The organism is Ruegeria sp. TASC047 (assembly GCF_059612445.1).
This window is the reverse complement of record NZ_JBXWQP010000058.1, coordinates 13,495-30,070: the sequence shown is the minus strand read 5'-3', so window position 1 is coordinate 30,070 and position 16,576 is coordinate 13,495. Positions and strand designations below refer to the sequence as shown.

Genomic DNA, 16,576 nt, shown 5'->3' with positions numbered 1-16,576 from the left:
CAGGGGTGACTTGACGGTTGTCAATTCGACCCCTCGCTTTCGTTGCTAGAGGGTGGACACCACCGTCGGAGCAGCCCCATTCGCACCCTGCCGCAATATCCCAGCCTACGGCATTTCCTGAAATGGTGCGAGGACACCGGACAGTTCAGGCGCATCCCTGATCCGGTTTCCGTACGCCATCAGATGACCGCTGTTCACCGCGCCGTGCTTGAGGCGGGCGGACCGGTTCTGCAATTTGACCACCCGACAGACGTGTCCACTGATCGGCTCGATACCCCGGTCGTCGTCAACCTGTTCGGAACGGCAGAGCGGGTTGCCGCCGGGCTGGGTGTCACACCCGACGGGCTGGACGATCTGGGCGCCTTTCTGGCCGCGCTGCGGGCCCCGACGCCGCCGGACGGGGTGCGGGACGCGCTGGCCAGATGGCCGATGCTGAAGGCGGCCCTGTCGACCCGGCCGAAACTGGTCAGAACTGCCCCGGTTCAAAGCGTCTGCCACAGCGGGGCGGATGTGGACCTGACAGCGCTGCCGGTCCAGACGCACTGGCCCGGTGATGTCGGGCCGCTGATCACATGGCCCGTGGTCCTTACCCGGCCCTACGGCAGCGATCCCAACGCGGCGCAAGGCTATAACGCGGGGGTTTACCGCATTCAGGTGCTGGACCGGAACCGTGTCATCATGCGCTGGCTGCCCCATCGCGGCGGCGCGGCGCATCACCGAAGCTGGGCGAGGTGCGCCGAAAAGATGCCCGTCGCCATTGTGCTGGGCGCAAACCCCGCGACTTTGTTGTCGGCGGCCCTGCCGCTGCCAGAGGCGGTATCCGAGCTGACATTTGCCGGTGCCCTGAACCAGAAGCGCCCACATCTGATCCCGGCCAGAACCATCTCCCTGCTGGTCCCTGCAGATGCCGAGATTGTTCTGGAAGGTTGGGTTTCACCAAGCGGAACCGCCCCCGAGGGGCCTTTTGGGGATCATACCGGCTATTACAACCCGGCTGAACCCTTTCCGGTGATGCAGGTCAGCGCTGTCACCCATCGGGACACGCCACTGTATCTTTCGACCTATACCGGGCGGCCACCGGACGAGCCGTCGATCATTGGCGAGGTGTTCAACCGCCTGGCCCTGCCGACCATCCGCGCGCAGATCCCCGAAATCCACGATCTTTGGTTGCCGCCCGCCGCCTGTTCCTATCGTATGGCAATCGTTGCCATCGACAAACGATATCCGGGGCAGGCCCGGCGCGTGATGATGGCCCTGTGGGGAATGCTGCCGCAATTCAGCTATACGAAAATGATCATCGCGGTCGATGCCGATATCGACCCGCGAAACTGGGAGGATATTGCCTGGGCGCTTGCCACACGCATGGACCCGGGCCGGGATGTGATGGTACTGGACAGGACACCTATGGATTATCTGGATTTTGCATCGCCCGAACCCGGTCTGGCCGGAAAAGTCGGCATAGACGCCACGACGAAACTGGGCAGTGAAACGCTGCGGGAATGGGGGACGGTGATGCGCACTGCGGATGCCGATCACGCCTTTGCGGAAGACCTTGTAAACCGATTGATGCCGGAGCTGAGAGCATGACAAACGCCCGTGTTGTTTTGGGGGTATCCGGTGCGTCGGGAGCGGCGTTGAGCCTTGCCGTGGCCCGGTGTCTGGCGTCATCGGATATCGAGACCGATCTTGTGGTCAGCGCAGCCGGGATGCGGACACTTGCGCAGGAATGCGGCCCGGACGCTTTGCCAAACCTGCGGCAACTGGTGACGCGGCATCACCCGAGCGCCGATATCGGTGCCAGCATTGCGTCCGGGTCGGTTCCGGTATCCGGCATGATCGTTGCGCCCTGTTCCATGCGAACGCTTGCCGCGATTGCGCATGGGCTGGACGATAACCTGCTGACGCGCGCCGCCAGTGTTCAGCTCAAGGAACGCAGGCCGTTGGTTTTACTGACACGCGAAGCACCGCTGACGCTGGCCCATTTGCGCAACATGACGGCGGCGGCAGAAATGGGGGCCATCATCCTGCCCCCGGTTCCTGCGTTTTATCTGAAGCCCGACACCCTGATGGATATCGTGTCCCAGATCGCTGTTCGCGCGGTGGACTGCCTGCGCATTTGTGACCCGGTGGCGCAAGAGTGGCGCCCGCAATGCGCTGGTGGGTGAGTTCGGACGCCTCCGGCGGGAGTATTTGGAAAAAGATGAAGTCGCCTGAAGTGCCGAGACGAGACATCTTTTGGAGCGTCTTATTGGCCTTGCCTGCCTGTAGACGGGTTTTGAGCGTTAACACCGCAGTCTGGCGCCTGTCGGGTCAAACGGCGCCTCGGCCAGTACGCGCGCCTTGTGCGGTTTGCCGATGACCTGAATGACCACCTCATCGCCCGGCTGTGCCGTGTTTGGGTTGCGGAACCCCAGCGCCAGCGATTTCCCGACCGAGTGACCGAACGCCCCCGACGTGACACGACCCACGGGCGCGCCGTCGGGGGTAAAGATCGGCTCACCCCCGGTTGCGTCGGCATCTTCGGTCACATCCAGTTCGAAGACGGACAGCACCTCGCGCGCGGGGTTGTCCTTGACGGACAGATAGGCGTCTTTGTGCAGGAAATCCTTGTCCAGCTTGATCAGACCTGCCAGCCCGACCTCTTGCGGCCAGTATTCCTGAGAATACTCTCGACCCCACGAGCCATAGCCCTTTTCGATCCGCAGCGCCCCCAGCGCGCGCCCGCCCACCGGACCGCCACCACAGTCTTTGGCGGCCTTAAGCAGGGCGGTGTAGAGCGCCACCTGATCCCCCTCGGCGCAGTGCAATTCCCAGCCCAGATCGCCGGTAAAGCTGACCCGGATGGCCACGCATTCGACGCCGGCGACCGTGATTTTCTGTGATCGCATGAAGCGGAACGCCTCGTTCGACAGATCGGCATTGGTCAGGCGTGCCAGCGCTTCGCGTGACCTGGGGCCTGCGATGTTGAACCCTGCGATGCGGTCGGTGGCGACCTCAAGCGTGGTGCCCTCGGGCATTTCCACCATTTGAAAGAAGCGCTGATGATAGCGTTCGGCCATGCCCGACCCGATCATCATGTATTCATCCTCGGCCAGCTTGGTGATGGTGAAATCGCCCGCCACGCCACCGCGAACCGAGATCAGCGGCGTCAGGCAGCTGCGCCCCACTTCGGTGGGCACCCGATTGGCCACCAGACGGTCCAGCCAGTCATGGGCACCGGGGCCCTTGATCACGTAATTGGCGAAGTTCGAAATGTCGATCACGCCCACGCTGTCGCGCAGCATTTGCACCTCTCGGCCCACGGACTCCCACCAGTTCTGGCGGGTAAAGCCGGTGGTCTCTTCCACCTCGGGTTCATTGGCGAACCAGAGCGGATGTTCCCAGCCGCAATTGAGGCCAAAGACGCAGCCCATCTGCTTCTGCATCTCATAGGCGGGGCGCACACGGGCCGGACGGCCTGCGCTGCGTTCCTCGTTGGGGAAATGGATCTTGAAGCGGTGGGTGTAGGCATCCTGAACACGGGCCTTGGTGAATGCCTTGTCGGCCCAGTCGCCAAACCGAGCCAGATCCCAGGCGAACATGTCATATTGCGGCTCGCCCTCGATCATCCATTGCGCCGCCAGCAGGCCCAACCCCCCGGATTGCGAGAAACCGGGGATCAGGCCGCCGCAGAGGAAATAGTTCTTCAGCTCGGGCACCGGCCCCCACAGCATGTTGGCGTCGGGCGACCAGATCATCGGCCCGTTGATCACGCGTTTCACCCCGGCGGTCGCCGCAACCGGCACGCGTTCGGTGGCGCGGATCACGTTTTCCATGATCCGGTCCAGATCGTCGGGGAACAGATCATGGGCAAAATCCAGCGGCGTGCCGTCTTCGGCCCAGAATTTCATATCTTTCTCATAAGCTCCGATCAGAAGGCCGTTGCCCTCTTGCCGGAAGTAATATTCGCCGTCGCGGTCAGCGATCGAGGGCAGACGGCGCCCCAGGCTGGCGACTTCGTCGATGCTTTCGGTCACGAAATACTGATGCTCGGTCGGTTGCAGCGGCAGGGTCAGACCCGCCAGCGCCGCCACCTCGCGCCCCCAGAGACCGGCGGCGTTGACAACCCACTGGGTGTGAATGTCGCCTTTTGGCGTGCGCACGATCCAGCTGCCGTCGGGTTGTTGTTCGGTTCCCGTCACCGGGCAGAACCGTTCGATGGTGGCCCCCATGGCGCGGGCCCCGGCGGCATAGGCGTGCGGCACTCCCGACGGGTCGACATTGCCGCCATCGGGTTCATACATGATGCAGCGGGTGTCATCGAACTGCGCCAGCGGGTGCAGTTCCTTGGCTTCTTCACGGCTGACTTCGTAGAAGTTCAGACCATAAAACCGGGCTTTCGCCTCTTGCAGGCGCAGCTGGTGCTCACGCTCTTCGGTCTGGGCCAGATAGAGCGAGCCGGGCTGGAATACGCCGCAGCTTTGGCCGGTTTCCTGTTCCAGCTGTTTATACAGATTCATCGTATAGTGCTGGATGCGGGTGATGTTGTTGTTGTCGTGCAGCCCGTGGATATTCGCCGCTGCGTGCCAGGTCGAGCCGGAGGTCAACTCGTTCCGTTCCAGCAGGACAACGTCGGTCCAGCCAAGCTTGGCCAGATGGTACAGGATCGAACAGCCGGCAAGGCCCCCTCCGATCACGACAGCTTGTGCATGGGTTTTCATGAGTGCTTGTCCCTTGGTCCGCCGCAGCTCAGGCGGCGATTTCTTTCATGACAGCCAGAAATCTGGCGACTTCGCCGATCGAGTTGTAGTGGCACATCGAGACCCGGACGCAGGCGTCATAACCCAGCGGCGTCAATATGTTGCCAGAGTAATGGTCGGCCTTGCGCAAATGGGTGCGAATACCCTCATCGTTCAGCCGTTTGACGACATCCGCCGAGGCCACGCCCTGAACGCACAGCGATACCAGCCCTTCGCGTGCGGGGTTGTCGGCACCGCCCAGAATGGAGACCTTCTCCATCTCGGCCAGACCGCTCAGGTTGCCGGTGCCGTGGATCATCGCGTCGGTCAGTGCCTTTTCCTGCGCGTGGATGGCTTCGCCCGCTGCCAGAAATCTGGCACGCCGGTCGGTGGCGTCGCTGACCTGACTGCCAAGCCATTCGAAATAAGACACAACGTCGGATATGGTCGCATAGGCCCCGGTATCGCGCGTGCCCATTTCCCAGTTATCTGCCGGACCGTCCAAAAGGGCATTGTGCTCAAGCCGCGTCAGCTGGTCGGAAATCCACGCAACGCCGTAGCCATGGCGCGAAAACACCTTGTAGGGCGAGATCACGTAGCCGTCGACGTCATACGCGCTGAGATCGATCCGGCCATGGGCGGCGTGCTGGATGCCATCGACAATGATGAAACAGTCTGGCGCCACGGCGCGGATCGCCTGTGAAACAGCGGCCACATCGACGCCCATGCCTGTCACCGGTGAGGTGTGCAGGATTGTCGCCACTTTGGTGTCGGGGGTGACGGCCGCGGCATAGGCGTCGGCAGTCACGGTGCCGGTATCGTCATCGTGGGGCACCAGCACATGGGTCTGCCCGGCAATACGGGCCCAGCGATCACAGGCTGACCGTGTGGCGGGGTGTTCCAGTGTCGACCCCAGCACAATCCCCGGACCGGTTCCCAGACAGGCGTTCATGATCAGCCGGAACAAAAGTTCGGTGCCGCTTTCACCGACAAAAAACTGACCACCGGGTGCATTCATGAAATCCCGCATATCGGCCTTGGCCGCGTTGATCGTGGCTACCAGCGCATGAGACCCCGGATTGTCGCGCCCTTGATTGTCGGGGATTGCGGCGTGACGTGCCGAGCTGTCCAGCACGGATTTCAGTGTCAAAGCCCCGCCGGCGTTTTCGAAAAATATCCGCTCGCCTTGTTCGGGGCAGTGATCGATCTGGGCAAAACGGTCGCGGATCTGGTTCAGCAGATTTTCCGAAATTTGGTTCATGAAAAGCGGCACCTTTGTATTTTTTGAACGTATGATGTTTCAGACAAGCCTAAGATGGTTTCCCCGCGGGGCAGGCCAAATTTCCCGTGACTGTGCAGCTGGTTCAACATGTGCTTCAATCCCGATCGGCCCTTATTCCGACTATGGCGTAGAGGGCGCGGTATCTTGTTCTTTTGCGACGTAAATACAGTCACGTCTGCGACACGGCGCGTTGGGTGGGCTGGAATACCCGCCCCATATGCCGGTGCGCATCCGCCTTTGATGCGGGCAGCCGACCGGGGCGGGTTCCATGCTTTTGCCTGACCCAAGGCTATAGCAGATCAAACAACCGCCCCGGAACAGTCCCGTGCCTTGGCAGGTCAAGCGCCCGCATCAGGGCAAACATCATGGCCTGATTGGACGTCACAACAGGTTTATCAAGGGCCGCTTCGATCCGGTCTATGGCCTCGACTGCGCGCATGTCGGTGCAGCTGAGTATGATGGCCTCGGCCTTTGGGTGGTCGGCCTGCATGGCAAGGTCGAAAACCTCGTCCGGGGTCAGTTCGCCCTGCCCGTAATTGCCCAGCTCGCGGCCGATATCGGCGCAATTCACCGTTGTGATCCGGTTCTGCGTCAGAAAATCCATGGCCTGCGTGTTGATCTCGCCCAGATAGGGCGAAGAAAAACCGACCCGGGACAGGTCGAGCGCATGGATCGCAGCAACAAGCGCCCCAGCGGCGGTAATACACACGGCCCCCGACGCGGCCCTGATGTCCTGCGCCAGCTGGTGGTCAAAGGACGGGCCATGGGTCAGCGTGGCCGAGGTACAGCCATAGAGCACCACATCGGGCCGAACGCCCGAGATCATCTTGAGGTCGTGGCTGATATCCGAGGCCCCCAGACCCGCCATCTGATCCGATCCGGGGATCTCATCCACGTCATAGCCACCCATTCGCTGAAAATGCACCGTCGTGTCCGGGCAGCGCATCAGCATCATGTCAGCTTCGAGATTGGTGTTGGTAAAGGGCACAAGCACCCCGATTTTGGCCCGTGTCCGGGTTTCAAAGGTCATGACGTCACCTCTTTCAGAACAGTCAGGCAGCGCTCCATCACTGCCGTGTCGCAGATCGTGGCGCGCAGGCAATCCGCGAGGCCATAGCCGCCCATTCCGCGCATGAGTAAACCCGCTTTGCGCAACGCGGCATCCGCTTTTTGCGCCGTCGCGGCATCGGCAAAGCGGATCAGGACAAAATTGGTGTGGCTGCGCGGAACAGATAATCCCAGCGCCCGGCACCCATCGGCAAAGCCATCCCGGATGGCGGCGGTTCTGGCAACCGTGTCGCGCATGTGGGGCTGATCCTGCATCGCTGCCGTTGCCATGGCCTGAGAGAGGGTCGATACGTTGTTGGGGTTGAGCAGCTTTCGCAGCTCAATCGCGACCTCTGACGGGAAAAGACCCCATCCCACGCGCGCGCCCGCCAGACCGTAAGCCTTTGAGAAGGTGCGTATGACCACGGTATCCCCACGTGCAACGAGGGCAAAGATTTCAGCCGGGTCGTGATCGCGATCGGCGAATTCGGCATAGGCCTGATCGACCACCAGCAGCACGTTCCCGGGCAGGGTGTTGCGCACGCGGATGATCTCGGCATTCGGGATCAGGGTGCCGGTCGGGTTGCCGGGGTTGCAGACAAAGACGATCCGGGTTTCAGGTGTGACAGCGGCCAGAATGTCATCGACCGAGACGGTCAGATCAACCTCGCGCGCTTTCACATAGTCTGCCCGCACCTGCGCCGTGGCTGAGGCCACATAGGCATAGCCGTAATCCGTGCCCAATACATGGTCGCCCGGCCCTGAATAGGCGCGGATCAGGCAGCCGATCAACTCCATCGATCCGGCACCGCACAGGATGTTGTCGGCTGACACTGCATGCACCTGAGCGATGGCGGCGCGCAGGTCCGACCAGTCGGGATCGGGATAAAGCGGCATCCGGTGCAATGCCGCCTGCCCCGCCGCAATTGCGGCAGGGCTGACCGGGAAAGCGCTTTCATTCTGGGCCAGAGATACAGTGTCCGGCGCGCCCAGATCGGCCAGCGCATAGGCCGCCATGGCACGAATGTGATCAACTGCGCGGATCATGAGGCACCCCCATAGGCTTTGGCCCCTCCTTCTGTGACCAGCCCGCGCCTGAGGTCCAGCGCCAGCGCCTCTGGGTTGCGCGCGGCCGGATCGCCAAAGCCGCCGCCGCCGGGGGTATCGAAGATCAGGTAATCGCCGCTTTCCACGCGCAGCTCGCCCTTGCCCGGAATATCACCGCCGCCATCGCGGAACCGGATACGTCCCGGTGCGCCGGGCAGGCCGCCCATGCGGCCCAGAGCCGGAAATTTCAGACGTTCGACCGACAGGAAGACGATGAAGGGGGCATCGTTGGCAGACGTCATCTCGATCCGCTGACCCAATCCTCCCCTGTACTGACCCGCGCCGCCCGAGTCGGGCAACAATTCGCGTCGCCACATGATCACCGGGGCGACACTTTCGGTTATCTCGACCTGCGAGCCGAACACCCCCGAAGGGTAGGCTGTCGCGGACAGGCCATCCGCGTGGGGTCGCGCCCCGGTGCCGCCATTGTGAACGGGTTCGATGGCAAATTCGCGCCCGCCATTCGACGCCACTTCGGGAGCGTGGCGCATTGGCAGGTCGAACATGCACGAGGCCCCTTCGGCAGGCACCTGTTCGGGCAGCGCCTGATGCAGGCAGCCCAGAACCAGATCCGGTGTGACCTGCCCCAGCGTATGCCGCATGGCCACTGGCACCGGATGCTGGGCGTTCAGGATGCAACCCTTGGGGCCTTCCACCGTGAATGGTTCCAACGAGCCTGCGTTGTTCGGGATATCCGGCCCGACGATGCAACGCAGGGCAAAGACCGTATAGGCGGTCGCATAGTTCAAAGGCACGTTGATGCCCTTTTTCGAACACCCGGACGTGCCCGTGAAATCGACATGCATCCCGTCTTTGGTCACGGTGAGCGTCGCGTGCAGCTCCAGCTCGGCTTCATAGCCGTCCATGTGCAGCACGTTTTTGTAAACGCCTTCGGGCACCTCGGCGATGGCCTGCAACGCGCCTTTGCGCGAGGTGTCGATGATATAGGTGCCAAGCCTGTCCAGATCTTCGATCCCGAACTCCTCCATCATCGCGACAAGGCGGTTCACCCCGGCCTCACAACAGGCGATCAGGGCGTAGATGTCGCCCTCATTGGCCACTGGCTCGCGAGAGTTGGCGTGGATGATATCCATCAGCAGCGCATTGGGCGTTCCGGCCTCGACCAGTTTGCAAGGCGGGATCAGCAGGCCTTCGTCATAGATGTCCGAGCCTTCAGGTCCCATACCCAGACCGCCCAGATCCACCAGATGCGAGGTGCAGGAGGTAAAGCCCACCACCTTGCCGTCCTTGAACGCGGGCATCATCAGCAGGAAGTCGTTCAGATGCCCCGAGGCCAGCCACGGGTCGTTTGTCATGTAGATGTCGCCGGGGCGCATGTCCTGCACCGCGAAACGGGCGCGCAGGTGCAGCACGGCCTCGGCCATGGTGTTGATATGGCCCGGTGTTCCGGTCACGGCCTGCGCCAGCATCCGGCCATTCACGTCGAATATCCCGGCGGAAATGTCACCGCATTCACGCACGATGGGCGAAAAAGCTGCGCGGATCAGGGTCTGGCCCTGTTCTTCGACCACAGCCAGCAGACGGTTCCACATCACTTGCAGGCGGGCGGGGGACAGATCAGCGGTCATCTTGCGCCTCCTTTCTGGTCCTGTATCAGGACAAGGTTGCCGATTGCGTCCATCTGGGCCGAGAAATCGGCGGAAACGAGTGTGGTTGTTTGTGGTTCATGGATCAGCGCGGGGCCTGCCACATGGTCACCGGGGCGCATATCGGCGCGGGCGAGAAAGGCGGCCTGTTTTACCGTGCCATCCAGATCACAGGTGATGGGGCGCGTCTGCGTGACCTGAAATTCGGTTTTGCCCGGCGTTTCCAACACCGTGGGCACCGCTTTGTCCGGGGTGGCAACGCGAACGGCCCAATTGAGGATCTCGATCTTCATCCCCGGCACAGGGCGTGAGAATTGTTTGCGGTATTCTTCTTCGAATGCGGCAGTCAGCGGGGCGATATCCCGGCGTGTGAGGGCGCGGTCCGGCAAGGTAATCTCGATCTCATGCCCTTGCCCGCTATAGCGCATAAAGGCGGTGCGCAGGGTTTCGGTGGGTGCATCCCCTGCCCCTTGGGCGACGACCTCTTTTGCTTCGGCAATCATCGTATCAAACAGGGCGTTCACCCCGTCCATGTCCATGCTGTCGAGCAGGGAATAGCGCGAGCGGACGATTTCGAAAGATACCGGGGCAAACAGGAACCCAACCGCCGAACCGACACCGGGATTGGGCGGGATCACGATACGCGACACCCCGGCGGACCGGGCGACGCGGGTGGCATGCAGCGGCCCGTTGCCACCAAAGGCAATCATGGTGCGCGGGCCAAGGTCCTTGCCGCTTTCGACCGCATGCATCCGCCCGGCGCTGGCCATGCTTTCGACAACGATGCGGCTGACCCCATCTGCCGCACCTGTTGCATCCAGCCCCAGTTTGTCCCCGATCACACGTCTCAGGGCGGCCTTTGCCCCATCGGGGTCAAGCTGGATATGCCCCTCGGCAAAAGTGTCGGGCACGATATAGCCCAGAGTGATGTCGCTGTCGGTCACGGTCGGATCGATGCCGCCGCGCATGAAAGCGACCGGCCCGGGCTCCGAGCCTGCCGATTTTGGCCCGACCGTCAGACGCCCGAGACGGTCAACACCCGCGATCGAACCGCCACCAGCACCGATTTCAATCATCTCGATCACCGGAATGCGCACCGGCATTCCCGACCCCTTGATGAACCGCGCCGCGCGGGCGATTTCGAATGAGCGCGAGGTCTGGGGGCGCGCCTTGTCGATCAGGCAGAGCTTGGCGGTGGTGCCGCCCACATCGAAAGACAGGACCTGATCCAACCCGGCACGCGCCGCGATGCGAGCGGCTAGAATGGCCCCTCCGGCGGGGCCGGATTCCACCAGACGAATGGGGAAACGCGTGGCGGTGCCGATCGTGCACATACCGCCGCCTGCCGTCATCATCAGGATCGGACAGGTTACGCCCTCGGCCGTGAACTGATCCACAAACCGGGTCAGATAGTTTTCCATCAACGGTTGAATATAGGCGTTGGCCACAGTGGTGCAGAGCCGGTCAAATTCACGCGCTTCGGGGCTGACATCGGACGAGATCGAGACGGTCAAGCCGGGGCGGTGTCGCGCCAGAAGATCGCGCAAGCGCCGTTCGTGGGTCGGGTTGGCGTAAGAGTGCATCAGGCAGATGGCCACCGCCTCGGCCCCGCTGGCGTCAATCTCGGCCAGCAACCGGTCTACTTTCCCTTCATCCAGTTCAATCAGCACCTTGCCTTCTGCCGACATTCGTTCGCATATGGTCAACGAGCGTTCGCGCGGCACCAGCATGTCCGGCTTTTCAAGGTTGATGTCGTATTGGGAATACCGACGCTCGTACCCGATATCGAGAATATCGCGGAACCCTTCGGTGCAGACTGTGGTCACGACCGCCCCGCGCCGTTCGATCAGCGCGTTGGTCGCCAGAGTTGTTCCATGAATGAACCCGGTGACATCCTTCAGAGACTGGCCAGCCTGCGCCATGACGCGCCGTGCGCCCTCCAGTGCGCCTTCTGCCGGGTTCTGGTGGGTGGTCAGGGTTTTGGTGGAGGCAAGTATCGTCTCATCACCCGAGACGAGGACCGTGTCGGTAAAAGTGCCGCCAATATCAATGGCGAGGCGCAGAGCGGTTGTCATGAGGTATTCCGTTGTCGTCTGAAAGCAGGCAGGCAGAACGGCCCCGCAGGGCGGTTACCGGCGCGTCGCGACCAGATCACAGCCGGTCGCACGGCGATCCAGACGGGTGGGAATACACTGACAGGTCATACAGTTTTGTCCCCTACTGCGCCCCACTTCACTAGCTGGTTTACGACAGATTGGCCCGCAAGCGACACATTTGTCGCCGCAGAGGGTTCTGCCCTGAACCTGCCTGGGGTCAGTCTAAGGGTGCTTTAGGTGAACCGTTTCGCCGGTTTGCAGGGCCTGCTGCGCCGCCAAGCCCATTCTTACAGCCCACAGACCGTCCTGCACTGTCACATCCGGTTCGGCCTTGTGCCCGCGCACCAGATCCAGAAACCCCTTGTGCTGATAATAGGTCGAGCCGTTGTGGTCACCGGCAGCCAGCAAGCGGGGATCGACAGGGATATCCTGCGATATTGGCCCCTTGGGGTCCCGCGGGCTGACGATGACCTGCGGCACGGGCGGTGTTCCCAGATGGTCGGGCCAGAACCGTCCCGGCCCCGGCACCAGAGCCTCGACCTTGGCGTTGGGCCCGATGGCCGAAATCTCCTCCTGATAACGGGCGCCTTCGGCGAACATGCACAGCTCGAGCATCGCGCGCGTGCCATTGGCGAAATCAACCAGAACATAGCCGTGATCCAGTATATCAGGTGTTTCGCCCCCATAGGTTTCGTCCAGATGGTTCACCGCCTGCCCGCCGCTTGCGGTGATCCGCACCGGGTCGGATTGCAGGATCAGCCGCATCAGATCGAAGAAGTGGCAACATTTCTCGACAAAGGTGCCGCCGGTGTTGCGGTTGAACCGGTTCCAGTCGCCGACTTTGCGCAGAAATGGAAAGCGATGTTCCCGGATCGACAGCATCCTGACCCCGCCAGTGTCCCCTATCTTGTCGATCAGGGTCGCGATGGGCGGCATATAGCGGTATTCCATTGCGACCCAGATCGGGTGTGGATAGTCGCGCTGAACCTTCTCTAGCCTTGCGGCGTCCTGGGGGTTGGTGAACAGGGGCTTTTCCACCAATAGCGGCAAAGGGCGCGATTGCGCGATTTCACAGATCTGGTCGACATGCAGGTGATTTGGGCTGGCTATGACAAGGCAATCTAGGTCTTCGATATCCAACACCTCTTGCACCGAGCGTGCCATAACCGCCCCCGTCGCAATCGCCTGTGCGGCTTTTGCCATCCCGGGATCGGGTTCGAATATCGCCGCGACACGCGTGCCGTCCAGCAGGGCGATGTTATGCAGGTGTTCCTGCCCCATCATGCCACATCCGATCAGCCCGTAATTGATGGTCCGGGTCATGCGCGTTTCCTTTTACTTCAGACGTTGGACATAGGTGGCCCGGTCCGGGTCGAACCAGGTCTTTGAAAATTCGGCAGGTTCGGCCTTGTCCGACCAGCTGAACCGTTCGATATAGCCCACCGTTTCACCGGCGGCTTTGGTGAACGCCGCGGGCGTCCAATCGGGCAGCTGGCCAATCGATACGCGATCTTCGGCCCGTGATATCCAGAAGCCCAGCTGGTGCTGATAATAGCGGTAGAGCGAGTCCGACAGCAGGCTTCGCTTGATCAGGCCGGCTGATTCGTCCAGCCAGATTTCCTCCACCGCGATGATTGTGTCATTCAGATAGCGCATCCGACGTACGCGCGATCCGGTGTCTGAAGTGCCAAAACCGGGCAGATCGGAAGGTTTCTTCAGATGATCGACCGACAGGATATCCGCACGCGGCAACCCGCCCCCTTGGGGCAGTTCCAGCCGGAACATCGCGTAGACACTGTTCTGAGTTCCGGTCTCGCGGATGTAATTTCCTGACCCCTGAATACGCTCCAACATGCCTTTTTTCTCAAGCTCAGCGAGCGATTTTCGCAGCGTGCCGACCGACACGCTCAGCTCGGCCGCCATGTCGCGTTCTGGGGGCAAACGCTCACCGTCGATCAGACGACCCGCGGCGACATCGCGGATCAGCAGCTCGGCGATCTGAACATAGATGGGCAGCGCATTGGGATTTCGGTTGCTGAGGGGCATTTCAGGCGCTTCATTAGGTCGCAGAAAAAATTGATACACTATTGATCTACATCAATGCGGTTGCTACGCAAGAGGAAAGTAAAAGATGTACGGAGCGTGAATCATATGACCATCGTCCCCATCACATCCCCTGATCTGGATGCGGCCGAGGTTTCGTGGTTCGCGGCCTTATGTTCGGACGATTATCAGTTTCTGGGTGTGCCCGACGGTGATCTGCGGTCCAGCTGGGAGCATTGCTCGGGCATCGTGAAAGAGGCCGAGGCGCAGGGGTTCCGCAACATCCTGTGCCCGTCATCATATCAGGTTGGGCAGGACACGCTGAGCTTTGTCGCCGGTTGTGCGCCGATCACGCAAAAGATCAACCTGCTGGCCGCCGTGCGCTGCGGCGAGATGCAGCCGATCATGCTGGCCCGCACGATCGCAACGCTGGATCACATGCTGAAGGGGCGGCTGACCGTCAACATCATTTCATCCGATTTTCCCGGCGAAAAGGCCGACAGTGCCTATCGCTATCAACGCTCACGCGAAGTGGTCGAGATCCTGAAACAGGCCTGGACGCAGGAGGAGATCAACCATGCGGGCGAGGTCTACAACTTTACAGGTCTGACAACCGACCCGGCGCGGCCCTATCAGACTGGCGGGCCGCTGCTGTATTTCGGCGGTTATTCGCCGGCGGCGCTGGAGCTGTGCGGCGAGCATTGTGACGTCTATTTGATGTGGCCGGAAACCAGGGATCAACTGGCCGAGCGAATGAAAGCTGTGCACGCGGTTGCCGAAAGCTATGACCGTACGCTGGATTACGGCCTGAGGGTTCACATGATCGTTCGCGATACTGAGGCCGAGGCGCAGGAATACGCGGATTACATCGTTTCAAAACTGGATGACGACTATGGCCGCGCGATCCGCGAGCGTGCGTTGGATGCGACCTCGCTGGGTGTGGCGCATCAGGCCAAGAACCGCGATCTGGCGGATGAGTATGGCTATGTGGAACCCGGTCTGTGGACAGGTGTCGGCCGCGCCCGTTCGGGCTGTGGTGCGGCACTGGTGGGATCAACCGATCAGGTCATGTCAAAGATCGAAGACTACCGGAAGATGGGCATTCGCGCCTTCATCTTCTCGGGTTATCCGCACATGGATGAGGCCAAGCATTTCGGTGCTCGTGTGATGCCGCATCTGAAAACATGCTCGCTGCCCGAAGCGTACGGGCGTGTGCCCAAGACACCCCCGGCCACGCCGCTGGGCAATGGAGTGCGCCGCTGATGCAACGTGTGAAACTATCCCCGACGCTGGAAATGAGCCGCCTTGTCTATGGCATGTGGCGGCTGGGTGACGATAGCGACACCTCGGCAGGGCATGTCGAGGCCAAGATTCAAGCCTGTCTTGATCAGGGCATCACCACCTTCGATCAGGCCGACATATATGGCGGATACGCGGCCGAAGCCGTTCTGGGCAACGCCTTGCGCGCCAATCCCGGCCTGCGCCAAAAGATGGAGATCGTCACCAAATGTGACATCGTCGCGCCCGTGGGGCGGCATTCCGATGCGAAGGTCAAATACTATGACACCTCGCGCGCGCATATCCTGAAGTCCATCGACACGTCCCTGTCGGAGATGGCCATCGACCACATCGATCTGTTGCTGATCCACCGCCCTGATCCGTTCATGGACCACCACGAAACCGGGGCAGCACTGGATGAGGCTGTCGCCAGCGGCAAGGTGGGCGCGGTTGGTGTTTCGAACTTCCGTCCGTGGGACTGGACCCTGCTGCAATCGGCGATGAAAACCCGGCTGGTCACCAACCAGATCGAGATCTCACTGGGCGAGATCACCCCTTTCACCAACGGAGATCTGGCGTTTCACCAACAGCACGGGCACCACCTTATGGCGTGGTCGCCGCTGGGGGGTGGGCTGTTGATGGCCGGAAACCCGCCCGTTGGGGTTGTCGCTGATGAAATCGCAGAAGAGTTCGGTGTAGACCGGGCCGCTGTGGCCGTGGCCTTCCTGCTGGCTCATCCGGCGGGCATTCTGCCGGTTCTGGGCACCAACAACTTGAACCGTATCAAACGCATCTCGGACGCGCTGAAAGTCACAATTGATCGCGAAACCTGGTTCCGCCTGTACGAGGCGGCGCTGGGGCATGAGGTAGCATAATGAACGCAATCTCAAGGAACATGACCCACACTTTTGTGCCACACAAGGACGACACCCGGACCCTACGGGATGCTTTTGGGCGGTTCGCAACCGGCGTTACCATTGTGACATGCGACAGCGGTGACGGCCCGATCTGCATCACGGCCAACAGCTTTTCTTCACTGTCGCTGGACCCGCCACTGATCATGTGGGCCGGTGACCGCAACTCGCGCCGGTTCCCCTATTTTCGCGCGGCACGGCATTTCACAGTGCATGTGTTATCGTCAGCGCAGGCCGAGCTGTGTTTTGGCTGCTCGAAAGATGCCCATGCCCTGCGCGACATCCGGCATGAGCGCTGTGCAAACGGCACCCCGCTGCTGTCGGATTGCCTGGCACGATTTGAATGCGAACAACATGCCTATCACGACGCGGGCGATCACGTGATCGTGGTGGGCAAAGTCCTGAAGGCCAGCATGAGCGACGGCGACGCGTTGACGTTCTACGCCGGGAAAATGGGCCAATTCGCGCAGCACTAAGCGCGATC

The 16,576-nt window shown here is 61.4% G+C and carries 13 protein-coding genes; 5 read left to right on the top strand and 8 right to left on the bottom strand.

The window, feature by feature from the left end; all coding sequences use genetic code 11:
• Positions 1-78: 78 nt before the first annotated feature.
• The gene (locus AC2FLO_RS21355; protein ID WP_496754776.1) at positions 79-1,587 is read left to right on the top strand and encodes a UbiD family decarboxylase; all 1,509 of its coding nucleotides are present in this window, start codon (positions 79-81) and stop codon (positions 1,585-1,587) included.
• The gene (locus AC2FLO_RS21350) at positions 1,584-2,165 is read left to right on the top strand and encodes a UbiX family flavin prenyltransferase (RefSeq protein WP_496754758.1); all 582 of its coding nucleotides are present in this window, start codon (positions 1,584-1,586) and stop codon (positions 2,163-2,165) included. The genes AC2FLO_RS21355 and AC2FLO_RS21350 overlap by 4 nt, the downstream gene beginning before the upstream one ends.
• A 117-nt stretch (positions 2,166-2,282) precedes the next feature.
• Here AC2FLO_RS21350 and AC2FLO_RS21345 read toward each other — a convergent pair whose 3' ends face one another.
• The 8 genes from AC2FLO_RS21345 to AC2FLO_RS21310 form a co-directional block, all read right to left on the bottom strand.
• Positions 2,283-4,700: a GcvT family protein gene (locus tag AC2FLO_RS21345; RefSeq protein ID WP_496754757.1), complete on the bottom strand. Its 2,418-nt coding sequence runs from the start codon at positions 4,698-4,700 to the stop codon at positions 2,283-2,285.
• 28 nt (positions 4,701-4,728) lie between these two features.
• Positions 4,729-5,979 (bottom strand): aminotransferase class V-fold PLP-dependent enzyme, encoded by a 1,251-nt coding sequence (locus tag AC2FLO_RS21340; RefSeq protein WP_496754755.1) that lies wholly within the window; start codon positions 5,977-5,979, stop codon positions 4,729-4,731.
• A 310-nt stretch (positions 5,980-6,289) separates the two neighbouring features.
• Positions 6,290-7,030 (bottom strand): maleate cis-trans isomerase family protein, encoded by a 741-nt coding sequence (locus AC2FLO_RS21335; protein ID WP_480588898.1) that lies wholly within the window; start codon positions 7,028-7,030, stop codon positions 6,290-6,292.
• A complete protein-coding gene (locus AC2FLO_RS21330; protein ID WP_496754753.1) occupies positions 7,027-8,094 on the bottom strand; it encodes a pyridoxal phosphate-dependent aminotransferase in 1,068 nt (355 codons plus the stop codon). The genes AC2FLO_RS21335 and AC2FLO_RS21330 overlap by 4 nt, the downstream gene beginning before the upstream one ends.
• Positions 8,091-9,743 (bottom strand): hydantoinase B/oxoprolinase family protein, encoded by a 1,653-nt coding sequence (locus AC2FLO_RS21325; protein ID WP_496754751.1) that lies wholly within the window; start codon positions 9,741-9,743, stop codon positions 8,091-8,093. Before AC2FLO_RS21325 ends, AC2FLO_RS21330 begins: the two co-directional genes overlap by 4 nt.
• Positions 9,740-11,836, bottom strand: coding sequence for a hydantoinase/oxoprolinase family protein (locus AC2FLO_RS21320; RefSeq protein WP_496754750.1), 2,097 nt, complete (start codon positions 11,834-11,836; stop codon positions 9,740-9,742). The genes AC2FLO_RS21325 and AC2FLO_RS21320 overlap by 4 nt, the downstream gene beginning before the upstream one ends.
• A 243-nt stretch (positions 11,837-12,079) precedes the next feature.
• Positions 12,080-13,180 carry a Gfo/Idh/MocA family protein gene (locus AC2FLO_RS21315; protein WP_496754748.1) on the bottom strand — a complete coding sequence of 367 codons (1,101 nt, stop codon included), beginning with the start codon at positions 13,178-13,180 and terminating at the stop codon, positions 12,080-12,082.
• Positions 13,181-13,192: 12 nt separating this feature from the next.
• Entirely contained in the window at positions 13,193-13,903 is a 711-nt protein-coding gene (locus tag AC2FLO_RS21310) for a GntR family transcriptional regulator (protein ID WP_496754746.1), read from the bottom strand.
• A 105-nt stretch (positions 13,904-14,008) separates the two neighbouring features.
• On the opposite strand from AC2FLO_RS21310, the gene AC2FLO_RS21305 reads away from it, so the two are divergent.
• From AC2FLO_RS21305 to AC2FLO_RS21295, 3 genes are read left to right on the top strand one after another with little or no spacing between them, the layout of a single operon-like run.
• Entirely contained in the window at positions 14,009-15,163 is a 1,155-nt protein-coding gene (locus AC2FLO_RS21305) for an LLM class flavin-dependent oxidoreductase (protein WP_496754744.1), read from the top strand.
• Entirely contained in the window at positions 15,163-16,053 is an 891-nt protein-coding gene (locus tag AC2FLO_RS21300) for an aldo/keto reductase (RefSeq protein WP_480588879.1), read from the top strand. The genes AC2FLO_RS21305 and AC2FLO_RS21300 overlap by 1 nt, the downstream gene beginning before the upstream one ends.
• On the top strand, positions 16,053-16,568 hold the full coding sequence (locus AC2FLO_RS21295; RefSeq protein ID WP_480477541.1) for a flavin reductase family protein: 516 nt from the start codon (positions 16,053-16,055) through the stop codon (positions 16,566-16,568). The genes AC2FLO_RS21300 and AC2FLO_RS21295 overlap by 1 nt, the downstream gene beginning before the upstream one ends.
• Positions 16,569-16,576: the final 8 nt, after the last annotated feature.

Bases quoted from the DNA above. Each gene is read 5' to 3' on its own strand.
- AC2FLO_RS21350 (WP_496754758.1), top strand. From the start codon at position 1,584: ATGACAAACGCCCGTGTTGTTTTGGGGGTATCCGGTGCGTCGGGAGCG.
- AC2FLO_RS21345 (WP_496754757.1), bottom strand. From the start codon at position 4,700: ATGAAAACCCATGCACAAGCTGTCGTGATCGGAGGGGGCCTTGCCGGC.
- AC2FLO_RS21340 (WP_496754755.1), bottom strand. From the start codon at position 5,979: ATGAACCAAATTTCGGAAAATCTGCTGAACCAGATCCGCGACCGTTTT.
- AC2FLO_RS21335 (WP_480588898.1), bottom strand. From the start codon at position 7,030: ATGACCTTTGAAACCCGGACACGGGCCAAAATCGGGGTGCTTGTGCCC.
- AC2FLO_RS21330 (WP_496754753.1), bottom strand. From the start codon at position 8,094: ATGATCCGCGCAGTTGATCACATTCGTGCCATGGCGGCCTATGCGCTG.
- AC2FLO_RS21325 (WP_496754751.1), bottom strand. From the start codon at position 9,743: ATGACCGCTGATCTGTCCCCCGCCCGCCTGCAAGTGATGTGGAACCGT.
- AC2FLO_RS21320 (WP_496754750.1), bottom strand. From the start codon at position 11,836: ATGACAACCGCTCTGCGCCTCGCCATTGATATTGGCGGCACTTTTACC.
- AC2FLO_RS21315 (WP_496754748.1), bottom strand. From the start codon at position 13,180: ATGACCCGGACCATCAATTACGGGCTGATCGGATGTGGCATGATGGGG.
- AC2FLO_RS21310 (WP_496754746.1), bottom strand. From the start codon at position 13,903: ATGCCCCTCAGCAACCGAAATCCCAATGCGCTGCCCATCTATGTTCAG.
- AC2FLO_RS21305 (WP_496754744.1), top strand. From the start codon at position 14,009: ATGACCATCGTCCCCATCACATCCCCTGATCTGGATGCGGCCGAGGTT.
- AC2FLO_RS21300 (WP_480588879.1), top strand. From the start codon at position 15,163: ATGCAACGTGTGAAACTATCCCCGACGCTGGAAATGAGCCGCCTTGTC.
- AC2FLO_RS21295 (WP_480477541.1), top strand. From the start codon at position 16,053: ATGAACGCAATCTCAAGGAACATGACCCACACTTTTGTGCCACACAAG.